We start from the raw sequence: 23,377 nt of genomic DNA on the forward strand, positions 1-23,377 counted from the left end.
CTTGCCTCGGAATCAGCGGTTGGCCGGGGCCGGTTGGGCTTGGGTGAGCTTGAGGGTGAAGCGGCCGGCGTCGTCGCGCAGCAGCTCCAGGTTCTGCTCGCGCGGCAGGGGCGTGGCCAGGGTATGGGCGCAGTAGCGCGCGGCGATCGGCAGCTCGCGGCTGCCGCGGTCGACCAGCACGGCAAGCTCGACCGCCGCCGGGCGGCCGAAGTCGAACAGCTCGTTGAGGGCCGCGCGCGTGGTGCGGCCGGTGTACAGCACGTCATCGACCAGGATCACGTGCGCGCCATCGACGTTGAAGGCGATGCCGGTGCGCTGCGGCCTGGCGTGCAGGCCCTTGCTCGCATAGTCGTCGCGGTAGAAGGAGACATCGATCGCGCCCAGCGGCTGGGCGATGCCCAGCTCGGCGTGCAGGCGCTCGGCCAGCCACAGGCCGCCGGTGTAGATGCCGACCAGCGCGGTGGCGGGCGTGGCGTGAGGGCGGATCTGTTCGGCGAGTTGCCGGCACAGGGCTTCGGCATCAAGTGCTTGCATGGCGACGGGCGTCCAGGAAGGTTTGCAGGATGATCTGTGCGGCGGCAGCGTCGAGCACTGCCTTGCGCTCGCGCCAGCCCTTGAGGCCGGCGTCGGCGAGTCCGGATTCGGCGGCGACCGAGCTCAGGCGCTCGTCCACCGTCAGCACCGGTAGCGCAAAGCGGCCGTGGAGCTGGTTGGCAAAGCGTCGGCAGCGCGCGGTGAGGGCGTGCTCGCGGCCGTCGAGATGGCGCGGAATGCCGACGATCAGCGCCACCGGGCGCCATTCGGCGATGAGGCGGGCGATGGCCTTGAAGCGGGCATCGCCCGCCTCGTCGTGCACGGTGGTCAGTGCGCTGGCCTGGCCGGTCTCGAGTTCGCCGGTGGCGACGCCGATGCGCGCAAGGCCGAAGTCGAAGCCGAGCAGGGTGCCGCGCTCGGGCAGCGCCGTGCCGGCGGGCGGGGCTGCAGGGGCGGTGGGCGCGGCGCGTGCCGCATCAGGCATGCCCGGCAACCTCGCTCAGGTTGGCGAAATCCACCCCCAGCTTCTGCATGGCGGCCGCCAGGCGCTCTTCGGGCGGCAGCTCGAAGATGATCGCCATGTCCGCCGGCACCGTCAGCCAGGCATTGTCCATCAGCTCCTGCTCGAGCTGGCCGGCGGCCCAGCCGGCGTAGCCGAGGGTGACGAGCACATCCTGCGGTTCGCCGCTGGCGCCGATTGCCTGCAGCACGTCGCGGCTGCTGGTGAGCCCGACCTCCTCATTGACCTTGAGCGTGGAGTGCCACTCGCCGATCGGGCGATGCAGCACGAAGCCGCGATCGGTCTGCACCGGACCGCCGAAATACACCGGCTGCGCGGCGAAGCCCTCGGCCTCGAGCGGCAGGTCGATGCGCTCGAACAGCGTCGCCAGCGTCATGTCGATCGGGCGATTGACGATGATGCCGAGCGCCCCCTGGTCGTTGTGTTCGGCGATGTAGGTGAGGGTGCGCGTGAAATGCGGATCGGCCATGTTGGGCATGGCGATCAGGAAGTGATGCGTGAAGTTGGCCGTGGGCGTGTCCATGCGCGGGATTTTACGCCCATCGCCCGCCTTCATGGGCAAGTGGTGCGTGATCGGAGTGGTCAGGATGGCGCATAATCGCAGATCTGTTTTGTCCAGGACAAACCATGCCTTCCGCCCTTGTCTGGTTTCGCCGCGACCTGCGCTGCTTCGATCACGCGGCGCTCCATCATGCGCTGCGCTTTGCCGATCGCGTGCATTGCGTCTTCGTCTTCGATCGCGAGATCCTCGACGCCTTGCCGACACGGGCCGACCGCCGGGTGGAGTTCATCCAGCGCAGCCTGCTCGAGCTCGATGCCGGGCTCGCGGCCCTGGCGCGCGACGTGGGGGTGGCCGGCGCCGGCCTGATCGTGCGCCACGGCCGCGCCGATGCCTTGATTCCGCAACTGGCGTGCGAGCTGGGCGTGGACAAGGTCTTCGCCAATCGCGACTACGAGCCGGCGGCCATCGTGCGCGACAGCCGGGTCGCGCAGCGGCTGGCGGAGGCGGGGATCGGCTTCGAGGACTTCAAGGACCAGGTCGTGTTCGAGCGCGACGAGGTGCTGACCCTGGCCGGCAAGCCCTTCAGCGTGTTCACGCCGTACAGGAATGCATGGCTGAAGGCGGTCGACGACGCGCAGCTTGCAGCCTGGCCGATCGAGCCCTACGCCGCGCGCCTTGCCCCTCGCCCGCCCGGCGAACACCTGCCGACGCTGGCCGACATCGGCTTCGAGCCAACCAATCTGGCCGACATGAAGATGCCGGTGGGCATGAGCGGCGGCCGTCAGCTGTTCGAGGACTTCCTCGGCCGCATCGACCGCTACAAGCGTGCGCGCGACTTTCCGGCGGTGAAGGGGGTGAGCTACCTGTCCACCCACCTGCGCTTCGGCACGGTGTCGATCCGCGCGCTCGCCGCGGCCGCCCGCGCCCGCGCCGGCGAGGGGGCCGAGAGCTGGCTCAACGAGCTGATCTGGCGCGATTTCTATCACATGATCCTGTGGCACAACCCGCATGTGCTCGAGCACGCCTTCCGGCCGGAATACGAGCGCATCGTGTGGGACGACGCCCCGGCGCTGTTCGAGGCCTGGTGCGAGGCGCGCACCGGCTATCCGATCGTCGATGCGGCGATGCGCCAGCTCAACCAGACCGGCTACATGCACAACCGCCTGCGCATGATCGTGGCGTCCTTCCTGGCCAAGGACCTGGGCATCGACTGGCGGCGCGGCGAGCGCTACTTTGCCGACCACCTCAACGACTACGACCTCGCCGCCAACAACGGCGGCTGGCAGTGGGCGGCCTCCACCGGCTGCGATGCCCAGCCCTGGTTCCGCATCTTCAATCCGGTGACGCAATCGGAGAAGTTCGATGCCGAGGGGCGCTTCATCCGCCGCTATCTGCCCGAGCTTGCGCGCGTGCCGGACAAGTTCATCCACGCGCCGTGGACCATGGGCGGCATTGACCAGGCCGCCTGCCGCACCCGGATCGGCGTCGATTACCCGGCGCCGGTGGTCGACCATGCGGTGGCGCGCGAGCGCACGCTGGCGCGCTTCGGCGTGCTCAAGCGGTGAGTGTCGGGGGGCGTGCTTCGCGGCCGGTCGCGGGGCGCTGATGGCGGGCGCCAGATGCGGGACAATGGCGCTGCGCCGCCCCTCTTGCCGCGCGTTCCCTGCTCCCCGGAATCCCCGCCATGACATTCGCCCCCACCGTAGCCGCTGACTTCGATTTCGACCGCATCATCGATCGCCGCGCGCTGCCGGGCGAGAAGTGGGGGCGCTACGCCGACCGTGATGTGCTGCCCTTGTGGGTGGCCGACATGGACTTCGCGGCGCCGCCGGCCATCATCGATGCGCTGCATGCCCGCATCGACCATCGCGTGTTCGGCTACACCGACGCCTGGCCGTCCTTGGTCGAGGCGGTGGTCGACGGCCTGCAACGGGACCATCAGTGGCGCATCGAGCCCGATTGGCTGGTGTGGCTGCCCGGGGTGGTGGCCGGCTTCAACCTCGCCTGCCTGATCGCCGGCGAGGCCGGGGATGGGGTGCTGACTGCGACCCCGGTGTATCCGCCCTTCCTGTCCGCGCCGGCCAATACCGGGCGGGTGCTGCAGCGCTGCGAGCTGGTCCTGCGCGACGGTCGCTGGCAATGGGACTGGGCGGCGCTGGAGGCCGCCCGCAGCGATCGCAGCCGATTGCTGCTGCTGTGCAGTCCGCACAACCCCGTCGGCCGTGTGTTCGACGAGGCCGAGCTGCGCCGGCTGGCGGACTTTGCCGCGGCGCACGACCTGCTGATCTGCGCCGACGAGATCCACTGCGGGCTCGTGCTCGACGCGGATCGCCCGCACCGCCCGATCGCGGCCCTCGACGAGGCCACCGCCAGGCGCACGATCACCCTGATGGCGCCGTCCAAGACCTGGAACATCCCGGCCCTTTACTGCGCGTTCGCGGTGATCCCGGATGCGCTCCTGCGGCGGCGCTATCGGCGTGCGATGCGCGGCCTCGTGCCTCATGTCAATGTGCTCGGCATGGTGGCGGCGGAAGCCGCCTATCGCGACGGCGACCCCTGGCGCCAGGCCCTGCTGGTCTACCTGCGCGGCAACCGCGATCGCGTGGTCGAGGCCGTCGGCGCGATGCCGGGCCTGCAGCTGAGCGTGCCGCAGGCGACCTACCTGGCCTGGATCGATTGCCGCAGCCTGATGGCGGAGCGGGGGGTGAGCGAGCCCGCGGCCTTTTTCGAGGCGGCTGGCGTCGGCCTGTCGGACGGCGCAGCCTTCGGCGCGCCGGGCTTTGTCCGGCTCAACTTCGGCTGTCCGCGCGCAACGCTCGACGAGGCGCTGGCACGCATGGCCCGCGCCCTCGCAGCTTGAGCGGGCCCGCGCCGGGGCCCGCGTCTCAGACCCGTGCCGGGGCCGGCCTGCGGGCCGTGTAGCGCGCCACCAGCGCCAGCAGCTCTTCCTCCTGGTAGGGCTTGCCGAGGTAGTGGTTGGCGCCGATCTCCTTCGCGTACTGGCGGTGCTTGTCCGCCAGGCGCGAGGTGATCATGACCACCGGCAGGTGCGCCAGGCGCGCATCGGCGCGGATGTTGCGGACGAGGTCGAAGCCGTCCATGCGCGGCATCTCGATGTCGGACAGGATCACGTCCGGCACGCTGTCGATGAGCTGTTCGAGCGCCTCGACGCCGTCCTTGGCGGTGATCACGCGGTAGCCCTCGCGCTCGAGCAGGCGGCCGGTGATCTTGCGCACGGTCAGCGAATCGTCCACCACCATCACCGTCGGTAGGTGCAGCGGCGGCGGGGCGGCCTCGAGGGCGAGGCTCGCGTCGCCGTCGTCCTCGCCCCCCCCGGCGAGCCCGCGGCTGGCGAGGGCGACCGGGTTGAGGATCAGTACCACTTCGCCGTCGCCGAGCACCGTCGCCCCGGACATGCCGATGATGCGGGTGAGCTGGGGGCCGGCGTTCTTGACGATGATTTCCTGGTTGCCGCGCAGGCTATCGACATGGAGGGCGAGCGTCTGCGCCCCGGCGCGCAGCAGCAGCACCCAGTTGTAGCGCTGCTCCTCGGGCCTGGCCTCGCGGTCGCCGAGCAGGCGCGGCAGGTAGCGGTAGGCGAAGCGCTCGCCCTGCCAGTCGATGCCGCGCTCTTCCTGCAGCTTGCGCAGGGCGTCGGGCTTGAGCTCCAGCGCCTGCGCCACCATGCTCGACGGGATCGCCCAGCTGCGGCCGCCGGCACGCACCAGCAAGGCCTGGGTCACGGCGAGGGTCAGCGGCAGGCGGATCTGGAAGCGGGTGCCTGCACCGCGGCGGCTGACGACATCGACGCGGCCACCGGCCGCCGCGGTCTGGGCCTTGACCACGTCCATGCCCACGCCGCGCCCGGACACGGCCGACAGCTCGGTGGCGGTGCTGAAGCCGGAGACGAAGATCAGGTTGGTCAGGCGCTTGTCGTCGGGATGCTCGTCGGCGGCGAGCAGGCCGCGGCTGCGCGCGCGCGCAGCGATGCGCTCGAAGTCCAGCCCGGCGCCGTCATCGGCAATCTCGATCGCGATCTCGTTGCCTTCCTGCGTCACCTTGAGGTCGATGCGACCGGTCTCCGGCTTGCCGGCGGCGGCGCGCAGCGCGGGGGCTTCGATGCCGTGGGCGACGGCGTTGCGCAGCAGGTGCTCGAGCGGCGCGGCCATCTGCTCGAGCACGCTGCGGTCGATCTCGATGCGGCCGCCGCGCAGGTCGAGGCTGGCGCGTTTGCCGAGCTCCTTCGCACTCTGGCGCACCACCCGGTAGAGGCGGCTGGCAAGACTGTCGAAGGGCAGCATGCGTACCTGCATCAGGCCCTGCTGCAGGTCGCGCGACATGCGCGCCTGGCCGTTGAGCGCAATGTCCGCGCCGTCGAGGTTGTGCAGCAGGTTCTGCTGCACGGTGGTGACGTCGTTGACGCTCTCGGCCATCATCCGCGTCAGTTCCTGCAGGCGGGTGTAGCGGTCGAGCTCCAGCGGGTCGAATTGGCCCTCGTGGGAGCCGGCCTGCGCGATGCGCGACTGCATCTGCACCTCGGCCTGAATCTCCACTTCGCGCAACTGGTTGCGCAGGCGGATGACGTTCTCGGTGAGATCGAGCAGCGAACGCCGCAGGGTGCGCAGTTCGCCATCGATGCGGCTGCGGGCGACGCCGATCTCGCCGGCCTGGTTGACGAAGCGGTCGATCAGCTCGGCGCGCACGCGCAGGGTGGGGCTGGCGATCGGTTCGGCCTCGACGGCGCGACTGGCGCTCGCCGGCGAAGGCGTGTCCGGTGCTGCACCGGCGACACGCGTGTCGGCGCTTGCGTCGGCTCCGGCCCCTTCCGCGTACTCAAGCGCGAGCGTGTCGACCATGTGCTCGCTGACGTCGAGGCCGAAGGCGAGCTCGTCGACCAGGCTGGCGGTGCCGTCCTTTGCGGTCAGGCCGTCCTCGAGCCGCGACTCGAGCTGGTGCAGGTGTTCGCCCAGGGTCATCGCGCCGGCCATGCGCGCGCTGCCCTTGAGCGAGTGCAGCAAACGGGCGACTGCACGCGCTGCCTCCTCGGCCTCGGCCGCGGGGGCGCCGCGCCAGCGGCGCAGGGTGGCGTGCAGCTCGCCGAGCAGCTCGGATGCCTCCTCGAGGAAGATCGGCAGCAACTGGCTGTCGATGTCGTCTTGCGGCGCCGCGCCACGCGCCGGCAGGGCGGGCGGCGGCGAGGCCGCCTCGGCGCCCGGCGCGGCGGGCTTGAGCGCCACGTCCGGTGGCGTGGGGGCCTGTGCGCGGGCCGCGTCCTCGTCACCGGGGACGTCCGCAAGCGCTGCGCGGGGGGCACGGAAGTGCGCGTCCAGCGCAGCGGCGAGCTCAACGGCGGGGGCCGGCAGCTGCAGGGCGCAAATGTCGGCGAGCATCCCGCGCAGGGTATCGAGGCTGGCCGCCAAGAGCGCCTGTTCGTCTGCGAGCGGGGCGCGATCGCCGTCGCGCAGGCGCTCGAGCGCATGTTCGAGCGCCCGCCCCAGCGCCTGCGCCTGGCTCAGGTGGGCGGTGCCCGAAATGCCGGCGAAAGTGTGGGCCGCGCGCAGCGCGGCGAGCGAGGGCGGCGCAGTCGGCCCGGCGCGCAGGCGGGCGAATTCCTCGCCCAGGGTGTCGAGGTGCTGCGCGGCTTCGGCGCAGTAGAGTTCGTGCAGTGCGCGCGAGATCGCGTGCTCGCCAAGCTGGACCACATCCGGAGGGGGCAGGATGGGCTCGGGCGACGCCTGCTGTGCCGCCGTCGGCGCCGTCTCCGCTTCCTCGCCGCCTTCCAGGGCCACGAAGCGATCGTCGGCCTCGGCGGCCTCCAGGGCGTCGATGGGTCGGGCCTCCTCGAGCGGCGCGAGCGCGTCGAGGCTGTCAGCCACTTCCAGCGCGTCAGGCTCCTCGAGCGCTTCCAGGCTCACGACCGGCTCGGCTGCGAGCGCGGCGTCCGCCTGCGCTGCGCGGTCCGGCTGCGACACGCCTGCGGGCGTGGGCGCGCCGAGCTCGCCTTCCATCAGGAAGTCGGCAGCCTCGATCACCATTTCGGCGGGCGCCGCCGGCTCGGCCGCTGGCGCGGGCTCGGGTTCGGGTTCGGGAATCAGCGGCAGGGCTTCGCCTTCGGGCGACGGCGGCAGCGTCGGGAAGCCGAGATCGCTGAGGACGAAGGGTTCCGCCTCGTCCGCGGCGGCAGGCGGCTCGGTCAGGGTCGGCGGTGCGCTGGACATGGGCTCGACAGGCGGCGTGTCTGCTGCGCGCAGGCGCTCGGCCTCGCTGACCAGCGCACTGGCGTCGAGCGCGATGCCACCTTGCTGCAGCGCGGCGACCCATGCGGCGAAGCGCTGCTCGCCTTCGTCGATCAGGTGCAGCAGCGCTGGTGTGACCGGCCAGTCGAGCTGCAACCAGCGGTTGAGTGTCTGCTCGACCGCCCAGGCCACTTCGCCGAGTGCGACCAGGCCCACCATGCGGCCGCTACCCTTGAGGGTGTGGAAGCTGCGACGGATGGTGACGAGGTGGGACGGCTCGGTCGGCTCGCTGCGCAGCAGCGCGAGGTGCTCGCGCAGCGTCGACAGCACCTCGAGCGCCTCCTCGATGAAGATGCCCAACAGCTCGGCGTCGACCTCGGCCGCGGTCGCAGGTGCCGCCCGGGGTGGCGTCGCCGGCAGGATGGCGGGCTGGGGCGGGGCAAGGTCGAATTCGAGATCTTCGACGAGGGTGATCACGTCGTCGCCGCCTTCGTCGCCGCCTGCGTCCAGGGCGGCCTCGAGCGGCGCTGCGGGGCGCTCGGCCTCGTCCGCGGCGAGCACGGCGGGCATCTCGGGTGCCGCGGGACCTTCGGCGACAGCGAGGCCTTCAGGGGCAGCAAGGCCTTCCGCTACGGGGAGGGCTTCAGGGACTGCCAGGCTTTCGGGGGCAGACAGCGCCTCGGGTGCATCAGGCAAGGCGAGGGGCTCGGCATCCGCCGGCTCCGCGGCGTGGGTCGCCGGCTTACCGCCGCTGGCCGTTGCCGCGCCGAACGCGAACGCGTCGGCGACGATCTCGGGCTCTGGCATGGCCTGCGTGGCTGGCTCGGATTCGATCACCGGCGCCTCCGACAGGGCGGCTGCGGTGCTCGGCGCCAGCAATGCGTCAAGTCGGGCGCCGCCGCGCGGCAGCGCCTCGATGTAGAAGCCGAGTGCCGAGAGTTGATGGGCGAGGGCTTCGAACTCGGCCTGGTCGGCGCTGCTGTCTGCACTGCCCATGCCGGCAATACGCACCGCGGCGTCGCGCACGAGGCCGAGCGCATCGGTCTCGCCGAGCATGCTCAGCGCGCCGATGATCTGCTGCAGGGGCTTGTGCAGCTGCAGCAGGGGTTCGCGCTTGGCCTGGTTGCGGAAGAAGTCGTCGAGGACCTGCTCGACATGGGCGAGGCTGGCCAGCATCTCCTTCGCAAGCTGGGCGATCGCGGCCTTTTCCTGCGATTCGCCGGCACCGGCGAGGCTGTCGAGGGCGCTGTCGGCGCCCACCGTCTCGCCGCGCTGCAGCGCGGCGAGGCGCGCCAGCGCGGTGTCGGCACGGGCGCCGAAGCTGCGCTCGGGCGGACGGCGCTCGAAGGCGGTCTCGAGCAGCAGCAGGCCGGTAGCGATCTCCAGGGCGCCGGCGTCGGAGAACTGCAGCGGGTCGCGGCGCAGCCAGTGGGCGAAATCGCGGACGCCGTCGACGAGGCGTTGCGCGGCCGGGCGGCCGAGTGGCGGTGCAGTCTCGCTGAGGGCGCCAATGGCGTCCTCGAAGCGCGCCAGGGCGACGGCAGTGCCCGAGCAGAATTCGTCCCAGTGCTCGCGCGCCACCGCGAGCTGGCGGTTGAGGGCGTCGAGCAGCGGCGCGATCGGCGTGTCCCCGATGCTGGCGCCGGCCTCGGGGATCAGCGCCTCGAGTTGCCAGCACGCCTTCACGGCCGCTTGCTGCTCGGTGTGGGCCGGCGTGATGGCAACCTGGTACAGCAGTTCGCGCAGCAGGCGGTCAGGCGCCGCCGGTGCGCCGCTCATCAGGCGGCGAAACTGCGCGTCGATCTGGGTGCACAGGCGCCTGATCGCCGGTTCGGACTTCAGGTCACCCTGCGCGAGGGCATCGAGAAAGGCGAGGCAGACCCACCACAGGCTGCGTGCGGCGGGCGTCGGCTGCACGGCCTCGACCTCGGCAATGGCGTCGCGCATGGCGCGCGCACCGTCGCCGGCGGCGCCCCGGCGCAGCCAGTCGAGCAGGCCGCGCTCGAAGCGGCTGCGCGCGGCCCGCAGTCTGTGCGCGGCGTCGCTGTCGGGCACCACGGTGGCGTGGGCGTCGCGTGCCGGCGGCCGGCGCGAAAGGTCGGGGTGGAACAGGTCGGCGGCGCTGGCGTCGGCCTGCCCGCGCGCGTCAGCCAGGGCGAGGTAATGCGGTGCCAGGCGCAAGGCCTGGTCGGGGGCGCCGTGCGCGAGCTCGTCCAGATAATTGCCGATCACCGCCAGCGAGCGGCGCACCAGGGCGCGCGCCGCGGCGTCGCCCGGGCGCTCGCCGCGGCTCATCGCGCCGAGCAACTGCTCGAGTGCGTCGGTGAACTGCGTCAGGCCGTCGAGGCCGACGATGGACAGCGCGCCGCGCACCTGGTGCAGGTGGGTCTGGGCGAACTGCAGGCCGGATGCGGCATCGTCGCCGTCAGCGCGCTCCAGCGCCTCGCCGGCACGCGTGAGGGCGGCGTCGATCTCGCCCTTGACCCAGATCAGCGGCCCCAGGTCCGCCTCGGTGGCGTGTGTCATGGTCGTGTTCCTGCTGCGTCACTCAGACCTTGAAGCCCGACACCGAGCCCTTGAGCTCGACGGCGAGTTCGGCGAGCTGGCCGATCGAGACGGCCGTCTGCTTGGTGCCGAGGGTGGTCTGTTCGGTGATGCTGAGGATGTCCTTCATGCTGGCGGCCACGCCCCCGGCGGCAGCGGCCTGCTGCTGGGTGTCGAGCGAGATCTGCTCGATCAGGCGCGCCGTCTCGAGCGAGACCTGGCCGATCTCGGACAGGGCCTGGCCGGCGGCGTCCGACAGCTGGGCCCCCTCGACCACGTTGCGGGTGGCGTTTTCCATCGCGCCGACCGCGTCCTGGGTGTCGGTCTGGATGGTCTTGACGATCGCTGCGATCTGCTTGGTGGCCTCGGCCGAGCGTTCGGCCAGGCGCTGCACCTCCTCGGCGACGACGGTGAAGCCACGCCCGGCCTCGCCGGCCGAGGCGGCCTGGATCGCCGCATTGAGCGCAAGGACGTTGGTCTGTTCGGTGATGTCCGAGATCAGCTCGACGATTTCGCCGATCTCCTGCGAGGATTCGCCCAGGCGCTTGATGCGCTTGGCCGTCTCCTGGATCTGGCTGCGGATGTCGTTCATGCCGCGGATGGTGTTCTCCACCGCGTCCGCGCCCTTGCGCGCGGCATCGAGCGAGCTGCGCGCGACCCGGGCCGACTGCAGCGCGCGCTCCGAGGATTCGGTCATCGACTGCGCCATGCGCTGCACGCTGTTGCCCGCGTCCTCGATCTCCTGCGACTGACGCTCGGTGGCCGACAGCAGCTCGGCCGAGGTCTTCTGCGCCGCCTCGGTGGCCGAGGTCACGCGCGTGGCGGCGTCGTTGATGCGGCGCACCAGCACGGAGAGCTCCTCGATGGTGTAGTTGACCGAGTCCGCGATCGCGCCGGTGATGTCCTCGGTGACGGTGGCGCGCACGGTGAGGTCGCCGTCGGCGAGATCGCCCATCTCGTTCATCAGGCGCAGGATCGCCTGCTGGGTGAGGTTGCGTTCGCCCTCGGCCTGCTGGCGCTGGCGCTCGGCCTCGAGCCGGCGGGCGGCGACGTCGTTGCCGTAGGCGCGCACCATCTGCACCAGCACCAGCACGGCGAGCAGCGCACTGACCGCGGCGAGCCCGTGCCACAGGGTGAAGCCGCGCGAGTTGAGCGTCAGCGCCTCGGTGACGGCCGCGCTGCGCGCGAGCAGCGGCACGGAGTCGTCGAAGATCTGGCTGCCGGCCTGCTTGGCCGAGGTCAGGGGCTGGATGTCGCCGAGCAGCTCGACCACGGTCTTCAGCAGCGGCTGCGAGCCCTCGTCGAAGGCGGCGATCTGGCGCCGCAGCTCGGGGTCGGCCGGCATGCGCTGCAGCAGCGCGAGGTAGGCACGCAGGTCGTCGGTGTCCAGGCCGAAGCGCATCGCCACCTCGGCGTCGATGGTGTCGGCAGCCTGTATCGCGCGCACGCCGGCGGCGATGCGCTGCACGAGCGGAACCAGGCTATGCGCCGCGGCGATCTCGCTCGCCGCGGCGCCGCTGCGCAGGGTGTAGGCCGCGATCTGCTCGCCGAGCAGGGCGAGCTCGGCCGCCCGGCTCTCGAGCGTGGATGCTGCGCTGCCGAGCGCGACCAGGCCCTCGGCCTGTCTCACCAGTTCGCCCGAATTGCGCTCGGTCTGTTGCCAGGCTTCACCGAGCTGCTGCAGCTGGGGGCGGATCGCGGACGGCGCCGCGGGCAGCCGGGTGCCGCCCACCGTGCCGCCCTCCTCGAGGGCCTGCAGCAGGCCGCTGTAGCGGTTGCGGGCGACGTCGAGCTCGGCGATCGCGGCCTGGTTGCCGCGCAGGGCGAGCTGCGCCGATTTGGCGATCTGCTGCGACAGGGTCTGCAACTCGCTCGCCGCGCTCACCTGCAGGGTGGCATCCGCGGCCTGCCGACCCTGGTGCACGAGCAGGCCGACGCTGGTGGTGGCGAGGAGGGCGAACACGATGCCCAGGCGGCTCAGCCGCGCGGTGAGCGATCCCTCGGCCGCTGCGGCTGCGGGCGCGTTGCGCGGTGTGCCGATGTCGATGATGGTGCTCGACTCGGTGCCGGCGACGTCGGGGGGCGTCTCTTTCTTGCTGGCGAACAGTTTCAGGGCCATTGCTTGTACTCGAAGTCCATCAGTGTAGGTCGGCGCTCGCGCGGCAGGACTCATTCGAGCCCGGCGTCGAGGAAGTCCGGGTGAGCGAGGAGGCGCGCGACGTCGATCTGCAGCCAGGGGCGCCCCTGCAGGTCGCGCCAGCGGCGGGCAACCCAGGGGCGCGGGTCGGGCACCGGGTCGGCCTCGAAGTCCTCGTGACTGCGCAGGCCGGTCGAGGCCGAGATCAGCAGCGCGCAGTGGATGCCGTGCCGTGCGCCCACCAGCAGCAGGCGGGCCCGTCCGGCGGGGACGATCGGTGCTTGCTGGTTGAACTGCGCGAAGTCGACTACGCCGTACAGGGTGCCGCGCACATTGGCCAGGCCGCGATACCAGGGGCGGGTCAGCGGCACCGTCGACAGCGGCGGCGAGGGCAGGATTTCGCCGGCCTCGGCAAGCTCGATCAGCCAATGCTCGCTGCCGCACTGGAAACCGAGCAGGCCGCGCCGCTCTGCCGTGCGGGCCTCTGCCAGCCGGCGGGCGAGCCGCTCCTGGAATTCGCGCAGGCTGCTGCGAGCCATCGCCGGCCTCAGCCGATCGCCCGGATGCGGGCGATCAGTTCGTCATGGTCGACCGGCTTCACCAGGTAGGCAAAGGCGCCCTGGCGCATGCCCCAGATCCGGTCGGTCTCCTGCCCCTTGCTGGTGCACATGATGATCGGGATGTCGCGCGTGTCGTCGTGGCGCGAGATGGTGCGCGTGGCCTGGTAGCCGTTCATGCCCGGCATCACGACGTCCATCAGGATCAGGTCGGGCTTGTCGGCCTGGCTGCGCGTGATCGCCTCCTCGCCGCTGTCGGCGGTGACGACCAGGTAGCCGTTGCGGGTCAGTACTTCGTGCAGTGCGAGGCGCTCGGTGGGCGAGTCGTCCACCACGAGAATCTTGCGGATCGGCATCGTCTGGGTCCTGCGTATGAGCGTTCAGCGCGCGCGGCTGCGCGCGCCATGGCTGGCGACGGCCTTGAGCAGGCTGTCCTTGGTGAAGGGCTTGGTGAGGTACTCGTCCGAACCCACCATGCGACCGCGCGCGCGGTCGAACAGGCCGTCCTTGGACGACAGCATGATCACCGGCGTCGATGACAGGCGAGGATTCTTCTTGATCAGCGCGCAGGTCTGATAGCCGTCCAGACGCGGCATCATGATGTCGACGAAGATCACATCGGGGTGGTGGTCGGTGATCTTCGCCAGGGCGTCGAAGCCGTCCTCGGCGAGCAGGACCTCGCAGCCCGCCTGGCCGAGGAAGATCTCGGCACTGCGGCGGATGGTGTTGCTGTCGTCGATGACCATGACCTTCAACCCGGCAATATCCATGCTGCGTTCCTGCTGCGATAGGGTGAAAAAGGGGTGAAAGAGCCAGTGCCGGAAGGCGGGTCACCGCCACCCCCGGCAGATCAGATCTCCACCATTTCGAAGTCTTCCTTGCGCGCGTGGCACTCGGGGCAGGTCCAGTTCGGCGGGACGTCTTCCCAGCGTGTGCCCGCCGCGATGCCTTCCTCGGGCAGGCCGGCGGCTTCGTCGTAGATGAAGCCGCAGATCAGGCACATGTAAGTCTTGTAGTCGTTATCGGCCATGGTTCGGCGTGACTTGAGGGTTGGCGGTAGAATTCGCCGCATCTTACCGCATTCACCCAGCCGCCCCCCGTGGCGCATTTCTCGTTCATGCCAATCGCGATTCCCGACAATCCGCCCAGCGTACTGTGCCTGTCGGCGGCCGATGCCACCGGCGGCGGCGGCCTGGCGGCCGACATGCTGACCCTGGCAAGCATGGGCTGCCACCCGCTGCCGGTGCAGACGGCGGCCCTGGTGCGCGACACCCGCGGCATCGACGACGTGTGGCCGACCGAGCCCGAGCTGCTCGTCACGCAGGCGCGCGCGATCCTCGAGGACGTGCCGGTGGCGGCGTTCAAGCTCGGTTTCTGCGGCAGCGTGGAGAACATCGCCCTCATCGCCGAGATCCTGTCGGACTACCCGGATGTGCCCATGGTGGTCGAGCCGGTACTGCATGCGGCGGTGCTGCTCGGTGACGCGGGCGAGGAGATCGCCCCCGCGCTGGCTGACCTCATCCTGCCGCAGTGCACGCTGCTGGTCGGCGGCTACCATGATCTGTGGGTCCTTGCCGGCATGGCCGATGAGGAGCCGCGGGCAGAGCAGTACGACGAAGAGGCCGCATTCGACGAGGCGATTGCGGAGCTGGTCGGCGACGAGGTCCTGGCGCGCCTGCTGGGCAGCGGCACCGAGTTCGTGCTGCTCACCGGCAGCGCGGCACACGGGCCGCAGGTGGTCAACACGCTGTTCGGCCACGAGGGCGTGGTGCGCACCGACGCCTGGCCACGCCTGCCCGGCCCCTTCCTCGGCGCCGGCGCCACCCTGGCAGCGGCTGCGGCAGCCGCCCTGGCGCATGGCATGGAACTGCCCGAGGCCGTGCGCGAGGCGCAGGAGTTCACCCAGCAGAGCCTGCGCCACGCCTATCGCGTCGGCATGGGACGGGCTTTGCCCGATCGTTTCTTCTGGGCGCGTGGCCGCGCCGGCGACGATGTCTGAGCTGCGGACCGGGCGCGCGGGCCTGCGCGGACTCTATGCCGTGACCCCGGACGAGGCGGACACCGTGCGCCTGCTCGCGCGTACCGAGCGTGTGCTTGCCGGCCACCCGGTGCTGCTGCAGTACCGCAACAAGGCGGCCGACGCCGCCCTGCGCCGCGTCCAGGCGCGCGCGCTGCAGGCCTTGTGCCGGCGCGCCGGCGTGCCCTTCATCATCAACGACGACCTCGCGCTGGCGCTCGAGCTCGACGCCGACGGCGCCCATCTCGGGCGCGACGACGGCGCGCCCGCCGCCGCCCGGCTGGCCCTGGGGGCGGACCGCATCCTCGGCCTCACCTGCTATGCGGACTGGGCACGCGCTACCGAGGGGGCGGCGGTGGGCGCCGACTACATCGCCTTTGGCGCGATGTTTCCGTCGCAGACGAAGCCGAATGCGCCGCCCGCACCCTTCGGGCTGATCGCGCGTGCGCGGCGCGAACTCGGCCTGCCGGTGGCGGCGATCGGCGGCATCACGCTCGACAACGCGGCCGAGGTGCTTGACGCCGGGGCCGATCTGCTGGCGGTGGTCAACGACGTCTTCGGCGCGACCGACCCTGCCGCGCGCGCCCAGGCCTACCGCCGCCTGTTCTGATCCCGCGCGCCGGCGCAGCGGCCGTTCTTGATGTGGACGGTGGACCCGGCCCGCATGCGGGCGCCACAATGTCGGCTTTCGCAAGCAGTCCAGGACGAACGCACCATGACCAGTCGTAACGAAACCCTCTTCCAGCGCGCCCAGCAGACCATTCCCGGCGGCGTCAATTCGCCGGTGCGCGCGTTTCGCTCGGTGGGCGGCACGCCGCGCTTCCTTGCGCGCGCCGAAGGCGCCCGCGTGTGGGACGCCGACGGCAAGGACTACATTGACTACGTCGGCTCCTGGGGGCCGGCGATCGCCGGCCACGCCCACCCGGCCATCGTCGAGGCGGTGCGCGAGGCGGCCTTGAAGGGCCTGTCCTTCGGCGCACCGACCGAGAGCGAGGTCGAGATGGCCGAACTGATCTGCGAGCTGCTGCCCTCGGTGGAGATGGTGCGCCTGGTCAGCTCCGGCACGGAGGCGACGATGAGCGCGATCCGGCTGGCGCGCGGCTTCACCGGCCGCGACGCGATCGTCAAGTTCGAGGGCTGCTACCACGGCCACGCCGACAGCCTGCTGGTGAAGGCCGGCTCCGGCCTGCTGACCTTCGGCAACCCGTCCTCGGGCGGCGTGCCGGCCGACTTTGCCAAGCACACCATCGTGCTCGACTTCAACGACCTGCAGCAGGTCGAGGACGTGTTCAAGGCGCGCGGCAGCGAGATTGCCGCCATCATCGTCGAGCCGGTGGCGGGCAACATGAACCTGGTAAAGCCGCAGCAGGGCTTCCTCGAGGGCCTGCGCCGCATCTGCACCGACTACGGTGCGGTGCTGATCTTCGACGAGGTGATGACCGGCTTTCGCGTCGGCCCGCAGGGCGTGCAGGGTCTGTACGGCATCACCCCCGACCTCACCACGCTGGGCAAGGTGATTGGCGGCGGCATGCCGGTGGGCGCCTTCGGCGGCCGCCGCGACATCATGGAGAAGATCGCCCCGCTCGGCAGCGTTTACCAGGCCGGCACATTGTCGGGCAGCCCGGTGGCGGTGGCGGCAGGCATGGTGTCGCTGAAGCTGACGCGCGCGCCCGGCTTCTACGACAGCCTGGCGGCGCGGGCGCAGCGCCTGGTGTCCGGCCTTTCAGCCGCGGCGCGCGATGCCAGCGTCTGCTTCAGTGCGGATTCGGTGGGCGGCATGTTCGGTGTCTATTTCGCCGACAAGGTGCCGGCGTCATTTGCCGACGTGATGGCCTCGGACAGGGAGCGCTTCAATCGCTTCTTTCACGCCATGCTGGAGGCCGGCCACTACTTCGCGCCCTCAGCCTTCGAGGCGGGCTTCGTGTCGGCGGCGCATGGCGAGGCGGAGATCGATGCGACGGTTGCAGCGGCGCGCGAGGTGTTTGCGAAGCTGGGCTGATTGTTCCAGCGCTTGCATGAAACCCGCCGGGGCTGCGTGGGGCATTCCTTCCGAGGCTGCGGAACTCGCCCTTCGGGCTCGGACAGTCCTCGCCTCTTCACGAATGCCCCACACATACCCGGCTACCGCCTCGCGTATCCCGAGGCAGTAAAACCATAAGTGTTCGTCGATTCTTGGTTTCCGTTGGGCAACACTCACGCTTCTCGGAGGCGTGCGGGGTGTTCCTGAAGGGGCGAGGACTGTCCGAGCGAAGCGAGTTCCGCAGCCCCGGAAGGAATACCCCGTGCGCCTCCCCGCAGCGAGCGGTTGAGCGGAGACATCTCCCTCAAAGCAGGAACAGCGTCGCCAGCCCCAGGAAGATGAAGAAGCCGCCCGAATCGGTAAGCGCAGTGATCAGCACCGAGCTCCCCAGCGCCGGGTCGGCCCCCAGGCGGATGCGGATCATCGGGATCAGCACGCCGGCGCTCGCGGCCAGCAGCAGGTTCAGGGTCATCGCCGCCGTCATCACCACCCCCAGCTCGGCGTTGCCATAGAGCCACCACGCCAGCACACCGAGCAGGCTGCCCCACACCAGGCCGTTGAACAGCGCCACGCCGAGCTCCTTCTTCAGCAGGCGGTTCATTGCCGACTGCTCGACCTGGCCCATTGCGATCGCGCGCACGATCATGGTGATCGTCTGATTGCCCGAGTTGCCCCCGATGCCGGCGACGATCGGCATCAGCGCGGCGAGCGCCACCAGCTTCTCGATCGAGCCCTCGAAAGCGCCGATCACGCGTGAGGCGATGAAGGCCGTGACCAGGTTGATTGCCAGCCAGGCCCAGCGGTTCTTCACCGAACTCCACACCGAGGCGAAGATGTCCTCCTCCTCGCGCAGTCCGGCATGGCTGAGGATCTCGGCCTCGGATTCCTCGCGGATGAAGTCGACCACGTCGGCCACCGTCAGGCGGCCGATCACGCGCTTCTCGCCGTCGACCACCGGCGCCGACACGAGGTCGTAGCGCTCGAAGGCCTGGGCCGCCTCGTCGGCCTCGTCCTCGGGGGTGAAGCTGATCACCGTCTCCGCGCGCATCACATCGCCGACCTCGAGTTCGGGGTCGTTGATGAGCAGGGATTCGAGCGTCAGGATGCCCTTCAGGTGATCCTCGCGGTCGACCACGAAGAGCTTGTCGGTATGGTCGGGCAGTTCATCGAAGCGGCGCAGGTAGCGCAGCACGACCTCGAGCGTGACGTCGTCGCGCACCGTCACCATGTCGAAGTCCATTAGTGCGCCGACCGAGTCCTCGGGGTAGGACATGGCCGTGCGCAGCTGCTCGCGGCCCTCGCTGTCGAGCGACTGGAAGACGTCCTGGATGACCTCCGGCGGCAGGTCGGGGGCGAGGTCGGCAAGCTCGTCGGCGTCGAGCGACTCGGCCGCCGCCTTCAGCTCCTCGGGCGCCATGGTCTCGATCAGCGACTCGCGGACCGCGTCCGAGACCTCGAGCAGGATCTCGCCGTCGCGCTCGGCCTTGACCAGGTCCCACACGTACAGGCGCTCGTCACGCGGCAGGGCCTCGAGGATGTAGGCGATGTCGGCCGGGTGCAGGCTCTCGAGCTTGGCGCGCAGCCCCGCCTCGTGCTGCTTGTGCACCAGGCTCTCCACCAGCTCGTGGCGCGGCATGTCCTGGCGGTGCACGAGGTCTTCCACCACCTTCTGACGGGCGAGCAGTTCCTGCACTTCGCGCAGGTGGTGCTGGACGTCGTCGGGATGGAGTTCTTCGGGCTCGGTCATCGCACGGCCTTGTGAAGGGGAAGCGGGGCGGGCGGGGCGGAAAACCGGAATTCTACGGGCTCGGGCCGGCACACGCGACCCTGATCGTGTGGGCGCGAGTGAAATCCCCCTTGTGCGGCCTCAGGGCACCTGCGAGTGGATCATGCGCCGCTGCACGCGGCTGGCGTGGGCCGCCATGCGGGGGCCGAAACGGTGCTCGTAGAGGCGGGGGTTGGGCAGCATGACGGCCAGGCGCGCCGCCTCGGACGGCCCCAGGCTGGCGGCGGAGCGGCCGTAGTAGTGGCGTGCCGCCGCCTCGGCGCCGAACACGCCGTTACCCCATTCGGCGACGTTCAGATACACCTCGAGGATGCGGCGCTTGTCCCAGGTGGCCTCGATCATCAGCGTGATCACCGCCTCCTGGCCCTTGCGCAGCCAGCTGCGCGAGGGCGACAGGAAGAGGTTCTTGGCCAGTTGCTGGCTGATCGTCGAGCCGCCGGCGGCCAGCCGGCCGCGCTCGGCATTGCGCTCGAGCGCGCGCTGGATGCCTTCCCAGTCGAAGCCCTGGTGGTCGAGGAAGCGGTCATCCTCGGCGGCGACCACCGCGCGCTTGAGGTGGAGCGAGATGCGCTCGTAGGGCACCCATTCGTGCCTGAGCTGCGCCTTGGGCTCAGTCTTGCGCAGTTCGGCCAGGCGCATGCGCATGAAGCTGGTGCTGCCCGGGTCGAAGCGGCTCCACCAGATGACCTGGGTGAAGATCACCGCCTGCCAGAACAGCAGCAACAGCAGCGCGACGACAAGGCCGCGGCCGAGCCAGCTCAATGCGCGACGCATGGCATCTGCCGGCCCGTCTCAGCTGCCATCGATCTGGCGGCGCAGTTCGGCCAGCACCGGTGCGGTGTCGGGGCGCACGTCGCGCCACAGGGTGAAGCTCTCGGCCGCCTGTTCGACCAGCATGCCGAGCCCGTCGGCGACGCGGGCGGCGCCGTCGGCGCGCGCGGCCGCCATGAAGGGGGTGTCGCCACGGCCGTACATCATGTCGTAGGCGAGCGCGCCCTCGGCGTACAGGCCGGGCGGCAGCGGCGGCAGCGCGCCGGCGAGGCTGGCGGAGGTGGCATTGATGACGAGGTCGAAGCGGCGCCCGGCGAGGGCGTCGAAACCGCAGGCGTCGAGCGTCGCTGCGCCGGCCTCGGGGGCGAACAGCGCGGCCAGGGCGGCGGCCTTGTCCACGCTGCGGTTGGCGATGGTCAGCGCCGCGGGCTGGCTGGCGAGCAGCGGCAGCAGCGCGCCGCGGCAGGCGCCGCCCGCCCCCAGCAGCAGGATGCGGCAGCCGGCGAGCGCCAAGCCGAGATTGGCCTCGAGGTCACGCACCAGGCCGGCGCCGTCGGTGTTGTCACCGAGAATGGCGTCGGCCTCGAAGGCGAGGGTATTGACCGCGCCCGCCATCTCTGCCCGCGGCGTGCGCCGGGTGGCCAGCGCGAAGGCCTCGAGCTTGAAGGGCACGGTGACGTTCAGGCCACGGCCGCCGTGGGCGCGGAAGTCGGCGACGGTGCGGGCAAAGCCGTCGACCGGTGCGAGCAGGGCTTCGTAGCGCAGCGCCTGGCCGGTCTGGCGGGCGAAGGCAGCGTGGATCTGCGGCGAGCGGCTATGAGCGATGGGGTTGCCGACGACGGCGTAGCGGTCCATGGCGGTCCTCAGTTGGCGCGCACCTGGTCGCTGTTGGTGAAGGTCCAGGTGCGGGTGATCTCGATGACGTCGTAGTCCTTGCGGATGTCGGGCGGAAAGGGGGCGTAGGGCGCCGCCATCCGGACGATGCGCAGCGCGGCCTCGTCCAGCACCGGGTGGCCGGAGCTGCGTTGCACGCCGACCTTGTCCACCGAGCCGTCGGCGCGGATCGTCACCGACAGTAGCAGGCTGCCGTAAAGCTTGCCGCGCGCGGCCTCGGGGTAATTGACCGTGCCCACGCGTTCGACCTTCAGCCGCCAGTCCTCGACGTACTGCGCAAAGCGGTATTCCTGCGCCCGTGCGCCGATGAACTTCTTGCGCGGGCGCTTGGCGAGGTCCTGCAGGTCGCGGTCGATCTCGGCCTCGAGGCGGGCCACGGCGGCGGCGCTGTCGAGCAGGTCGAGACCGCTGATGGTGGGCGTGGGCTCGGGCGTGGGCACCGGCTGTTCGACCTTCTTCGGCGCGGCGGCGACCTTTGCCGGTGCTTTCTCGCGCGTGATGACCTGCTTCTGCTCGCGTACCGGCTCGGGCGTGCGGCGCTTGGCTTCGACCAGCGCATCGCCGTCCTGGCGGTTGGGCTGCGGCGGCAGCGGGGTGCTCGGCCGCGCGTCCTGTTCGGTGTTGCCGCCGCCGTCGACGTTGGTCTGCGCCAGCACCTCCGGCTTGTCCGGCGCCTGGGCGTGGCGGGTATTGACGAGCACGACCTCCAGGCCCTTGTCGCGCGTCGGCTTGCTCTCGGGCAGGCGGAACTGGATCAGCAGCAGCAGCCCGTGCAGGCCGATCGACAGCGCAAACGCGGCCAGCAGCAGAGGGCCGCCGAGGCGGCGCAGCCGGCCCCTGAGGTGGCCGTTGGGCCGACCCCGCCCGCTGTTGCCGGCGCCGGCCGGCAGGGCGGGGGGCGGGGTGGTGGCCGCGCGCATGGGCTCGTCAGGCGAAGCCGAAGCCGGATTCCGTGATGGTTTCCGGATCGGGTTCGGACAGGGTCCGGACGAAGCGCGCGTCGACCTCGACGTCGAGCAGGTCGGTGCGCTCGACGCACAGCTTGACGCGGCTGCCCGGTATCTGCAGCGGCATCGACGGCACGCGGAACACGAGCGGGATCTCGGTCAGGCGCACGACATTCTCGCGCAACACGGTGGCCTCGACCTCGCCGCGGCTGTGCTGGCGTAGCCAGCGCAGGCACCAGTAGCGCTCCATGCCGCGCTGGAACTCGGCGTACTCGGCATAGGTGAGCTCGAAGTCGCGCAGCGCCGCCATCAGGTCGGCCGAACGGGGGGCGAAGGCGGGTGCGCCGCCCTGCAGCACCGAAACGATCTGCCATTGATTGACCAGATCGACGTAACGGCGCAGCGGCGAGCTCGACCATGCGTAGCAGTCCACCCCCAGGCCCTCGTGCGGCGCGGCGACCGTGGTCATGCGCACCTTGCCGCCGCCCTGGGCGCGATACAGGCCGGGGATGCCGGCGCTGTCGAGCAGTTTGCCCCAGGTCATGTTGGCGTAGATCATCATCTCGGCCACCAGCTTGTCCATCGGCGAGCCGCGCAGCCGCCGGCCGATGCTGACCCGGCCGGGGCCGTCGGCCGTGTCCTGCATCCAGTCCACGCTGAAGCCGAAGTCGATGCGGTCCTCGTTGCCGGCCGCCTTGCCGCGGCCGGCCTCCATCACGGTGGCGAGGTCCCACAGCAGCGTGAGTTCGCGCTTCCACGGGAAGTCCGGCCCCTCGCCATGGACGGTGTCGTCATTGAACAGCGGCTCGATGTCGTGGTGGCGCAGGTTGGCGACGATCGGCACGGACTCGACGCGACTCTCTTCGCCCACGATCGCCAGCCCCGGCGTGATGTCGAGGTAGAGCGACACCGCCGGACAGTCGCGGCCAGCGGCCAGCGTGAAGGTCTGCACGACCTCGTCGGGCAGCATGGTGATCTTGTTGCCCGGCATGTAGACCGTGGACAGGCGGCGGCGGGCGATCGCGTCGAGCCCGGAGCCGCGCGCGAAGCCCAGCGCCGGCGCCGCGATGTGGATGCCGATGCGCCAGCCGCCCTCGGCGCGCGGGCTCACCGAGAAGGCGTCGTCGATCTCGGTGGTCGAGGCGTCGTCGATCGAGAAGGCTGCGACCTCGGCCCGCGGCAGGCCGTCGGGCAGGGTCGCCGGCTCGAACGGCGGGAAGGCCGGCCCCTCGGGGAAGTGTTCGAACAGGAAGCGGTTGTAGTGGAAGTCGTAGCTGGAGGCGAGCGCGCCGCACTTGAGCAGCAGGCGCGCGGCCGACAGCCCGGTGTCCACGCAGGCGGCTTCCAGGGCCTTGATCTCGGCGCGGTTGCGGTCGGGGCGGTAGAGCGCCTGCGGCAGCAGCGCGGCGAGCTCGGCCGGCAGGCGGCCGCCGACCAGCTCGCTGCGCATGTGCTCGATCGCGGCGGCCTGCTGGCGCTTCTTCTCGAGGCCGGCCAGCGCGGCCTGCAGGATGTCGGCGGGCGCCTTGCGAAAACGCCCCTTGCCCTTGCGATGGAACCAGATCGGCGAAGCGTGCAGGCGCAGCAGCAGGGCGGCGGATTCGACCGCGGTCGGGCTGTGGCCCTGGTATTCGGCGGCGAAGTCGGCGAAGGCAAACTCCTCGTCGCCGCACACCTCCCACAGGAACTCGATGTCGAGCTCGTCGGCGCCGGCCTCGGCGCGCTTGAGCAACTCGCCGGGGCCGGGTTCGCGAAACTCGAGCAGCACATGGGCGCGCTTGAGCTTCACCCGCTTGCCGTGGGTGTTCTCGATCTGCAGCGTGGCTTCGTTATCGGCGAGGATCGTGCCGGCCTTGAAGGCTCCGTCCTCTTCATACAGCACGAACATCGGCATCCGCCTGGTGAAAGCAAG

19 protein-coding genes are annotated in these 23,377 nt (G+C 70.7%); 5 read left to right on the forward strand and 14 right to left on the reverse strand.

The genetic code is table 11. The features are described from left to right. Positions 1–12: 12 nt before the first annotated feature. Genes pyrR through ACMV5O_RS04205 form a run of 3 tightly spaced genes read right to left on the reverse strand, consistent with a single transcriptional unit; the run spans position 13 to position 1,577 of the window. A complete protein-coding gene (gene pyrR / locus ACMV5O_RS04195; RefSeq protein WP_416162301.1) occupies positions 13–534 on the reverse strand; it encodes a bifunctional pyr operon transcriptional regulator/uracil phosphoribosyltransferase PyrR in 522 nt (173 codons plus the stop codon). Continuing rightward, positions 521–1,018: a Holliday junction resolvase RuvX gene (ruvX, locus tag ACMV5O_RS04200; protein ID WP_416162302.1), complete on the reverse strand. Its 498-nt coding sequence runs from the start codon at positions 1,016–1,018 to the stop codon at positions 521–523. The genes pyrR and ruvX overlap by 14 nt, the downstream gene beginning before the upstream one ends. After that, a complete protein-coding gene (locus ACMV5O_RS04205; RefSeq protein ID WP_416162303.1) occupies positions 1,011–1,577 on the reverse strand; it encodes a YqgE/AlgH family protein in 567 nt (188 codons plus the stop codon). The genes ruvX and ACMV5O_RS04205 overlap by 8 nt, the downstream gene beginning before the upstream one ends. Positions 1,578–1,681: 104 nt before the next feature. On the opposite strand from ACMV5O_RS04205, the gene ACMV5O_RS04210 reads away from it, so the two are divergent. Then, on the forward strand, positions 1,682–3,121 hold the full coding sequence (locus ACMV5O_RS04210; protein WP_416162304.1) for a cryptochrome/photolyase family protein: 1,440 nt from the start codon (positions 1,682–1,684) through the stop codon (positions 3,119–3,121). 119 nt (positions 3,122–3,240) lie between these two features. Beyond that, a complete protein-coding gene (locus tag ACMV5O_RS04215) occupies positions 3,241–4,416 on the forward strand; it encodes a MalY/PatB family protein (RefSeq protein WP_416162305.1) in 1,176 nt (391 codons plus the stop codon). A gap of 25 nt (positions 4,417–4,441) precedes the next feature. Here ACMV5O_RS04215 and ACMV5O_RS04220 read toward each other — a convergent pair whose 3' ends face one another. The 6 genes from ACMV5O_RS04220 to ACMV5O_RS04245 all read right to left on the reverse strand — a co-directional run bounded on the left by ACMV5O_RS04220 (position 4,442) and on the right by ACMV5O_RS04245 (position 14,033). Then, positions 4,442–10,318 carry an Hpt domain-containing protein gene (locus tag ACMV5O_RS04220; RefSeq protein ID WP_416162306.1) on the reverse strand — a complete coding sequence of 1,959 codons (5,877 nt, stop codon included), beginning with the start codon at positions 10,316–10,318 and terminating at the stop codon, positions 4,442–4,444. A gap of 22 nt (positions 10,319–10,340) precedes the next feature. Next, complete coding sequence (locus ACMV5O_RS04225; RefSeq protein WP_416162307.1) at positions 10,341–12,455, reverse strand: methyl-accepting chemotaxis protein; 2,115 nt, start codon at positions 12,453–12,455, stop codon at positions 10,341–10,343. Between the two features lie 50 nt (positions 12,456–12,505). Next, on the reverse strand, positions 12,506–13,012 hold the full coding sequence (locus ACMV5O_RS04230) for a chemotaxis protein CheW (protein WP_416162308.1): 507 nt from the start codon (positions 13,010–13,012) through the stop codon (positions 12,506–12,508). An 8-nt stretch (positions 13,013–13,020) separates the two neighbouring features. Continuing rightward, positions 13,021–13,386, reverse strand: a complete 366-nt coding sequence (locus ACMV5O_RS04235; protein WP_416162309.1) for a response regulator — start codon at positions 13,384–13,386, stop codon at positions 13,021–13,023. 24 nt (positions 13,387–13,410) lie between these two features. Continuing rightward, positions 13,411–13,800 carry a response regulator gene (locus tag ACMV5O_RS04240; RefSeq protein ID WP_416162310.1) on the reverse strand — a complete coding sequence of 130 codons (390 nt, stop codon included), beginning with the start codon at positions 13,798–13,800 and terminating at the stop codon, positions 13,411–13,413. 80 nt (positions 13,801–13,880) lie between these two features. Further along, positions 13,881–14,033, reverse strand: coding sequence for a rubredoxin (locus tag ACMV5O_RS04245; RefSeq protein WP_416162339.1), 153 nt, complete (start codon positions 14,031–14,033; stop codon positions 13,881–13,883). Between the two features lie 114 nt (positions 14,034–14,147). Here ACMV5O_RS04245 and thiD point away from each other — a divergent pair, with 114 nt between their 5' ends. The 3 genes from thiD (at position 14,148) to hemL (ending at position 17,046) form a co-directional block, all read left to right on the forward strand. Continuing rightward, a complete protein-coding gene (gene thiD, locus ACMV5O_RS04250) occupies positions 14,148–15,029 on the forward strand; it encodes a bifunctional hydroxymethylpyrimidine kinase/phosphomethylpyrimidine kinase (protein ID WP_416162311.1) in 882 nt (293 codons plus the stop codon). After that, complete coding sequence (thiE, locus tag ACMV5O_RS04255) at positions 15,022–15,657, forward strand: thiamine phosphate synthase (RefSeq protein ID WP_416162312.1); 636 nt, start codon at positions 15,022–15,024, stop codon at positions 15,655–15,657. Before thiD ends, thiE begins: the two co-directional genes overlap by 8 nt. 105 nt (positions 15,658–15,762) lie before the next feature. Continuing rightward, complete coding sequence (gene hemL, locus ACMV5O_RS04260) at positions 15,763–17,046, forward strand: glutamate-1-semialdehyde 2,1-aminomutase (protein WP_416162313.1); 1,284 nt, start codon at positions 15,763–15,765, stop codon at positions 17,044–17,046. Between the two features lie 325 nt (positions 17,047–17,371). Here hemL and mgtE read toward each other — a convergent pair whose 3' ends face one another. The 5 genes from mgtE to ACMV5O_RS04285 all read right to left on the reverse strand — a co-directional run bounded on the left by mgtE (position 17,372) and on the right by ACMV5O_RS04285 (position 23,353). Then, positions 17,372–18,814: a magnesium transporter gene (gene mgtE, locus ACMV5O_RS04265; RefSeq protein WP_416162314.1), complete on the reverse strand. Its 1,443-nt coding sequence runs from the start codon at positions 18,812–18,814 to the stop codon at positions 17,372–17,374. A 120-nt stretch (positions 18,815–18,934) separates the two neighbouring features. Then, entirely contained in the window at positions 18,935–19,627 is a 693-nt protein-coding gene (gene mtgA / locus ACMV5O_RS04270) for a monofunctional biosynthetic peptidoglycan transglycosylase (RefSeq protein ID WP_416162315.1), read from the reverse strand. A gap of 18 nt (positions 19,628–19,645) precedes the next feature. Then, entirely contained in the window at positions 19,646–20,479 is an 834-nt protein-coding gene (gene aroE / locus ACMV5O_RS04275; protein WP_416162316.1) for a shikimate dehydrogenase, read from the reverse strand. Positions 20,480–20,487: 8 nt separating this feature from the next. Next, positions 20,488–21,438 (reverse strand): energy transducer TonB, encoded by a 951-nt coding sequence (locus tag ACMV5O_RS04280; RefSeq protein ID WP_416162317.1) that lies wholly within the window; start codon positions 21,436–21,438, stop codon positions 20,488–20,490. A 7-nt stretch (positions 21,439–21,445) separates the two neighbouring features. Beyond that, the gene (locus ACMV5O_RS04285; RefSeq protein ID WP_416162318.1) at positions 21,446–23,353 is read right to left on the reverse strand and encodes a ribonuclease catalytic domain-containing protein; all 1,908 of its coding nucleotides are present in this window, start codon (positions 23,351–23,353) and stop codon (positions 21,446–21,448) included. Positions 23,354–23,377 lie beyond the last annotated feature (24 nt).

This window comes from Thauera sp. WH-1 (assembly GCF_047806685.1).
Taxonomy (GTDB): Bacteria; Pseudomonadota; Gammaproteobacteria; order Burkholderiales; family Rhodocyclaceae; genus Thauera.

What these genes read in the sequence shown, in the direction of transcription:
- pyrR (WP_416162301.1), bottom strand. Translation starts at nt 534, where the DNA reads ATGCAAGCACTTGATGCCGAAGCCCTGTGCCGGCAACTCGCCGAACAG.
- ruvX (WP_416162302.1), bottom strand. Translation starts at nt 1,018, where the DNA reads ATGCCTGATGCGGCACGCGCCGCGCCCACCGCCCCTGCAGCCCCGCCC.
- ACMV5O_RS04205 (WP_416162303.1), bottom strand. Translation starts at nt 1,577, where the DNA reads ATGGACACGCCCACGGCCAACTTCACGCATCACTTCCTGATCGCCATG.
- ACMV5O_RS04210 (WP_416162304.1), top strand. Translation starts at nt 1,682, where the DNA reads ATGCCTTCCGCCCTTGTCTGGTTTCGCCGCGACCTGCGCTGCTTCGAT.
- ACMV5O_RS04215 (WP_416162305.1), top strand. Translation starts at nt 3,241, where the DNA reads ATGACATTCGCCCCCACCGTAGCCGCTGACTTCGATTTCGACCGCATC.
- ACMV5O_RS04220 (WP_416162306.1), bottom strand. Translation starts at nt 10,318, where the DNA reads ATGACACACGCCACCGAGGCGGACCTGGGGCCGCTGATCTGGGTCAAG.
- ACMV5O_RS04225 (WP_416162307.1), bottom strand. Translation starts at nt 12,455, where the DNA reads ATGGCCCTGAAACTGTTCGCCAGCAAGAAAGAGACGCCCCCCGACGTC.
- ACMV5O_RS04230 (WP_416162308.1), bottom strand. Translation starts at nt 13,012, where the DNA reads ATGGCTCGCAGCAGCCTGCGCGAATTCCAGGAGCGGCTCGCCCGCCGG.
- ACMV5O_RS04235 (WP_416162309.1), bottom strand. Translation starts at nt 13,386, where the DNA reads ATGCCGATCCGCAAGATTCTCGTGGTGGACGACTCGCCCACCGAGCGC.
- ACMV5O_RS04240 (WP_416162310.1), bottom strand. Translation starts at nt 13,800, where the DNA reads ATGGATATTGCCGGGTTGAAGGTCATGGTCATCGACGACAGCAACACC.
- ACMV5O_RS04245 (WP_416162339.1), bottom strand. Translation starts at nt 14,033, where the DNA reads ATGTGCCTGATCTGCGGCTTCATCTACGACGAAGCCGCCGGCCTGCCC.
- thiD (WP_416162311.1), top strand. Translation starts at nt 14,148, where the DNA reads ATGCCAATCGCGATTCCCGACAATCCGCCCAGCGTACTGTGCCTGTCG.
- thiE (WP_416162312.1), top strand. Translation starts at nt 15,022, where the DNA reads ATGTCTGAGCTGCGGACCGGGCGCGCGGGCCTGCGCGGACTCTATGCC.
- hemL (WP_416162313.1), top strand. Translation starts at nt 15,763, where the DNA reads ATGACCAGTCGTAACGAAACCCTCTTCCAGCGCGCCCAGCAGACCATT.
- mgtE (WP_416162314.1), bottom strand. Translation starts at nt 18,814, where the DNA reads ATGACCGAGCCCGAAGAACTCCATCCCGACGACGTCCAGCACCACCTG.
- mtgA (WP_416162315.1), bottom strand. Translation starts at nt 19,627, where the DNA reads ATGCGTCGCGCATTGAGCTGGCTCGGCCGCGGCCTTGTCGTCGCGCTG.
- aroE (WP_416162316.1), bottom strand. Translation starts at nt 20,479, where the DNA reads ATGGACCGCTACGCCGTCGTCGGCAACCCCATCGCTCATAGCCGCTCG.
- ACMV5O_RS04280 (WP_416162317.1), bottom strand. Translation starts at nt 21,438, where the DNA reads ATGCGCGCGGCCACCACCCCGCCCCCCGCCCTGCCGGCCGGCGCCGGC.
- ACMV5O_RS04285 (WP_416162318.1), bottom strand. Translation starts at nt 23,353, where the DNA reads ATGTTCGTGCTGTATGAAGAGGACGGAGCCTTCAAGGCCGGCACGATC.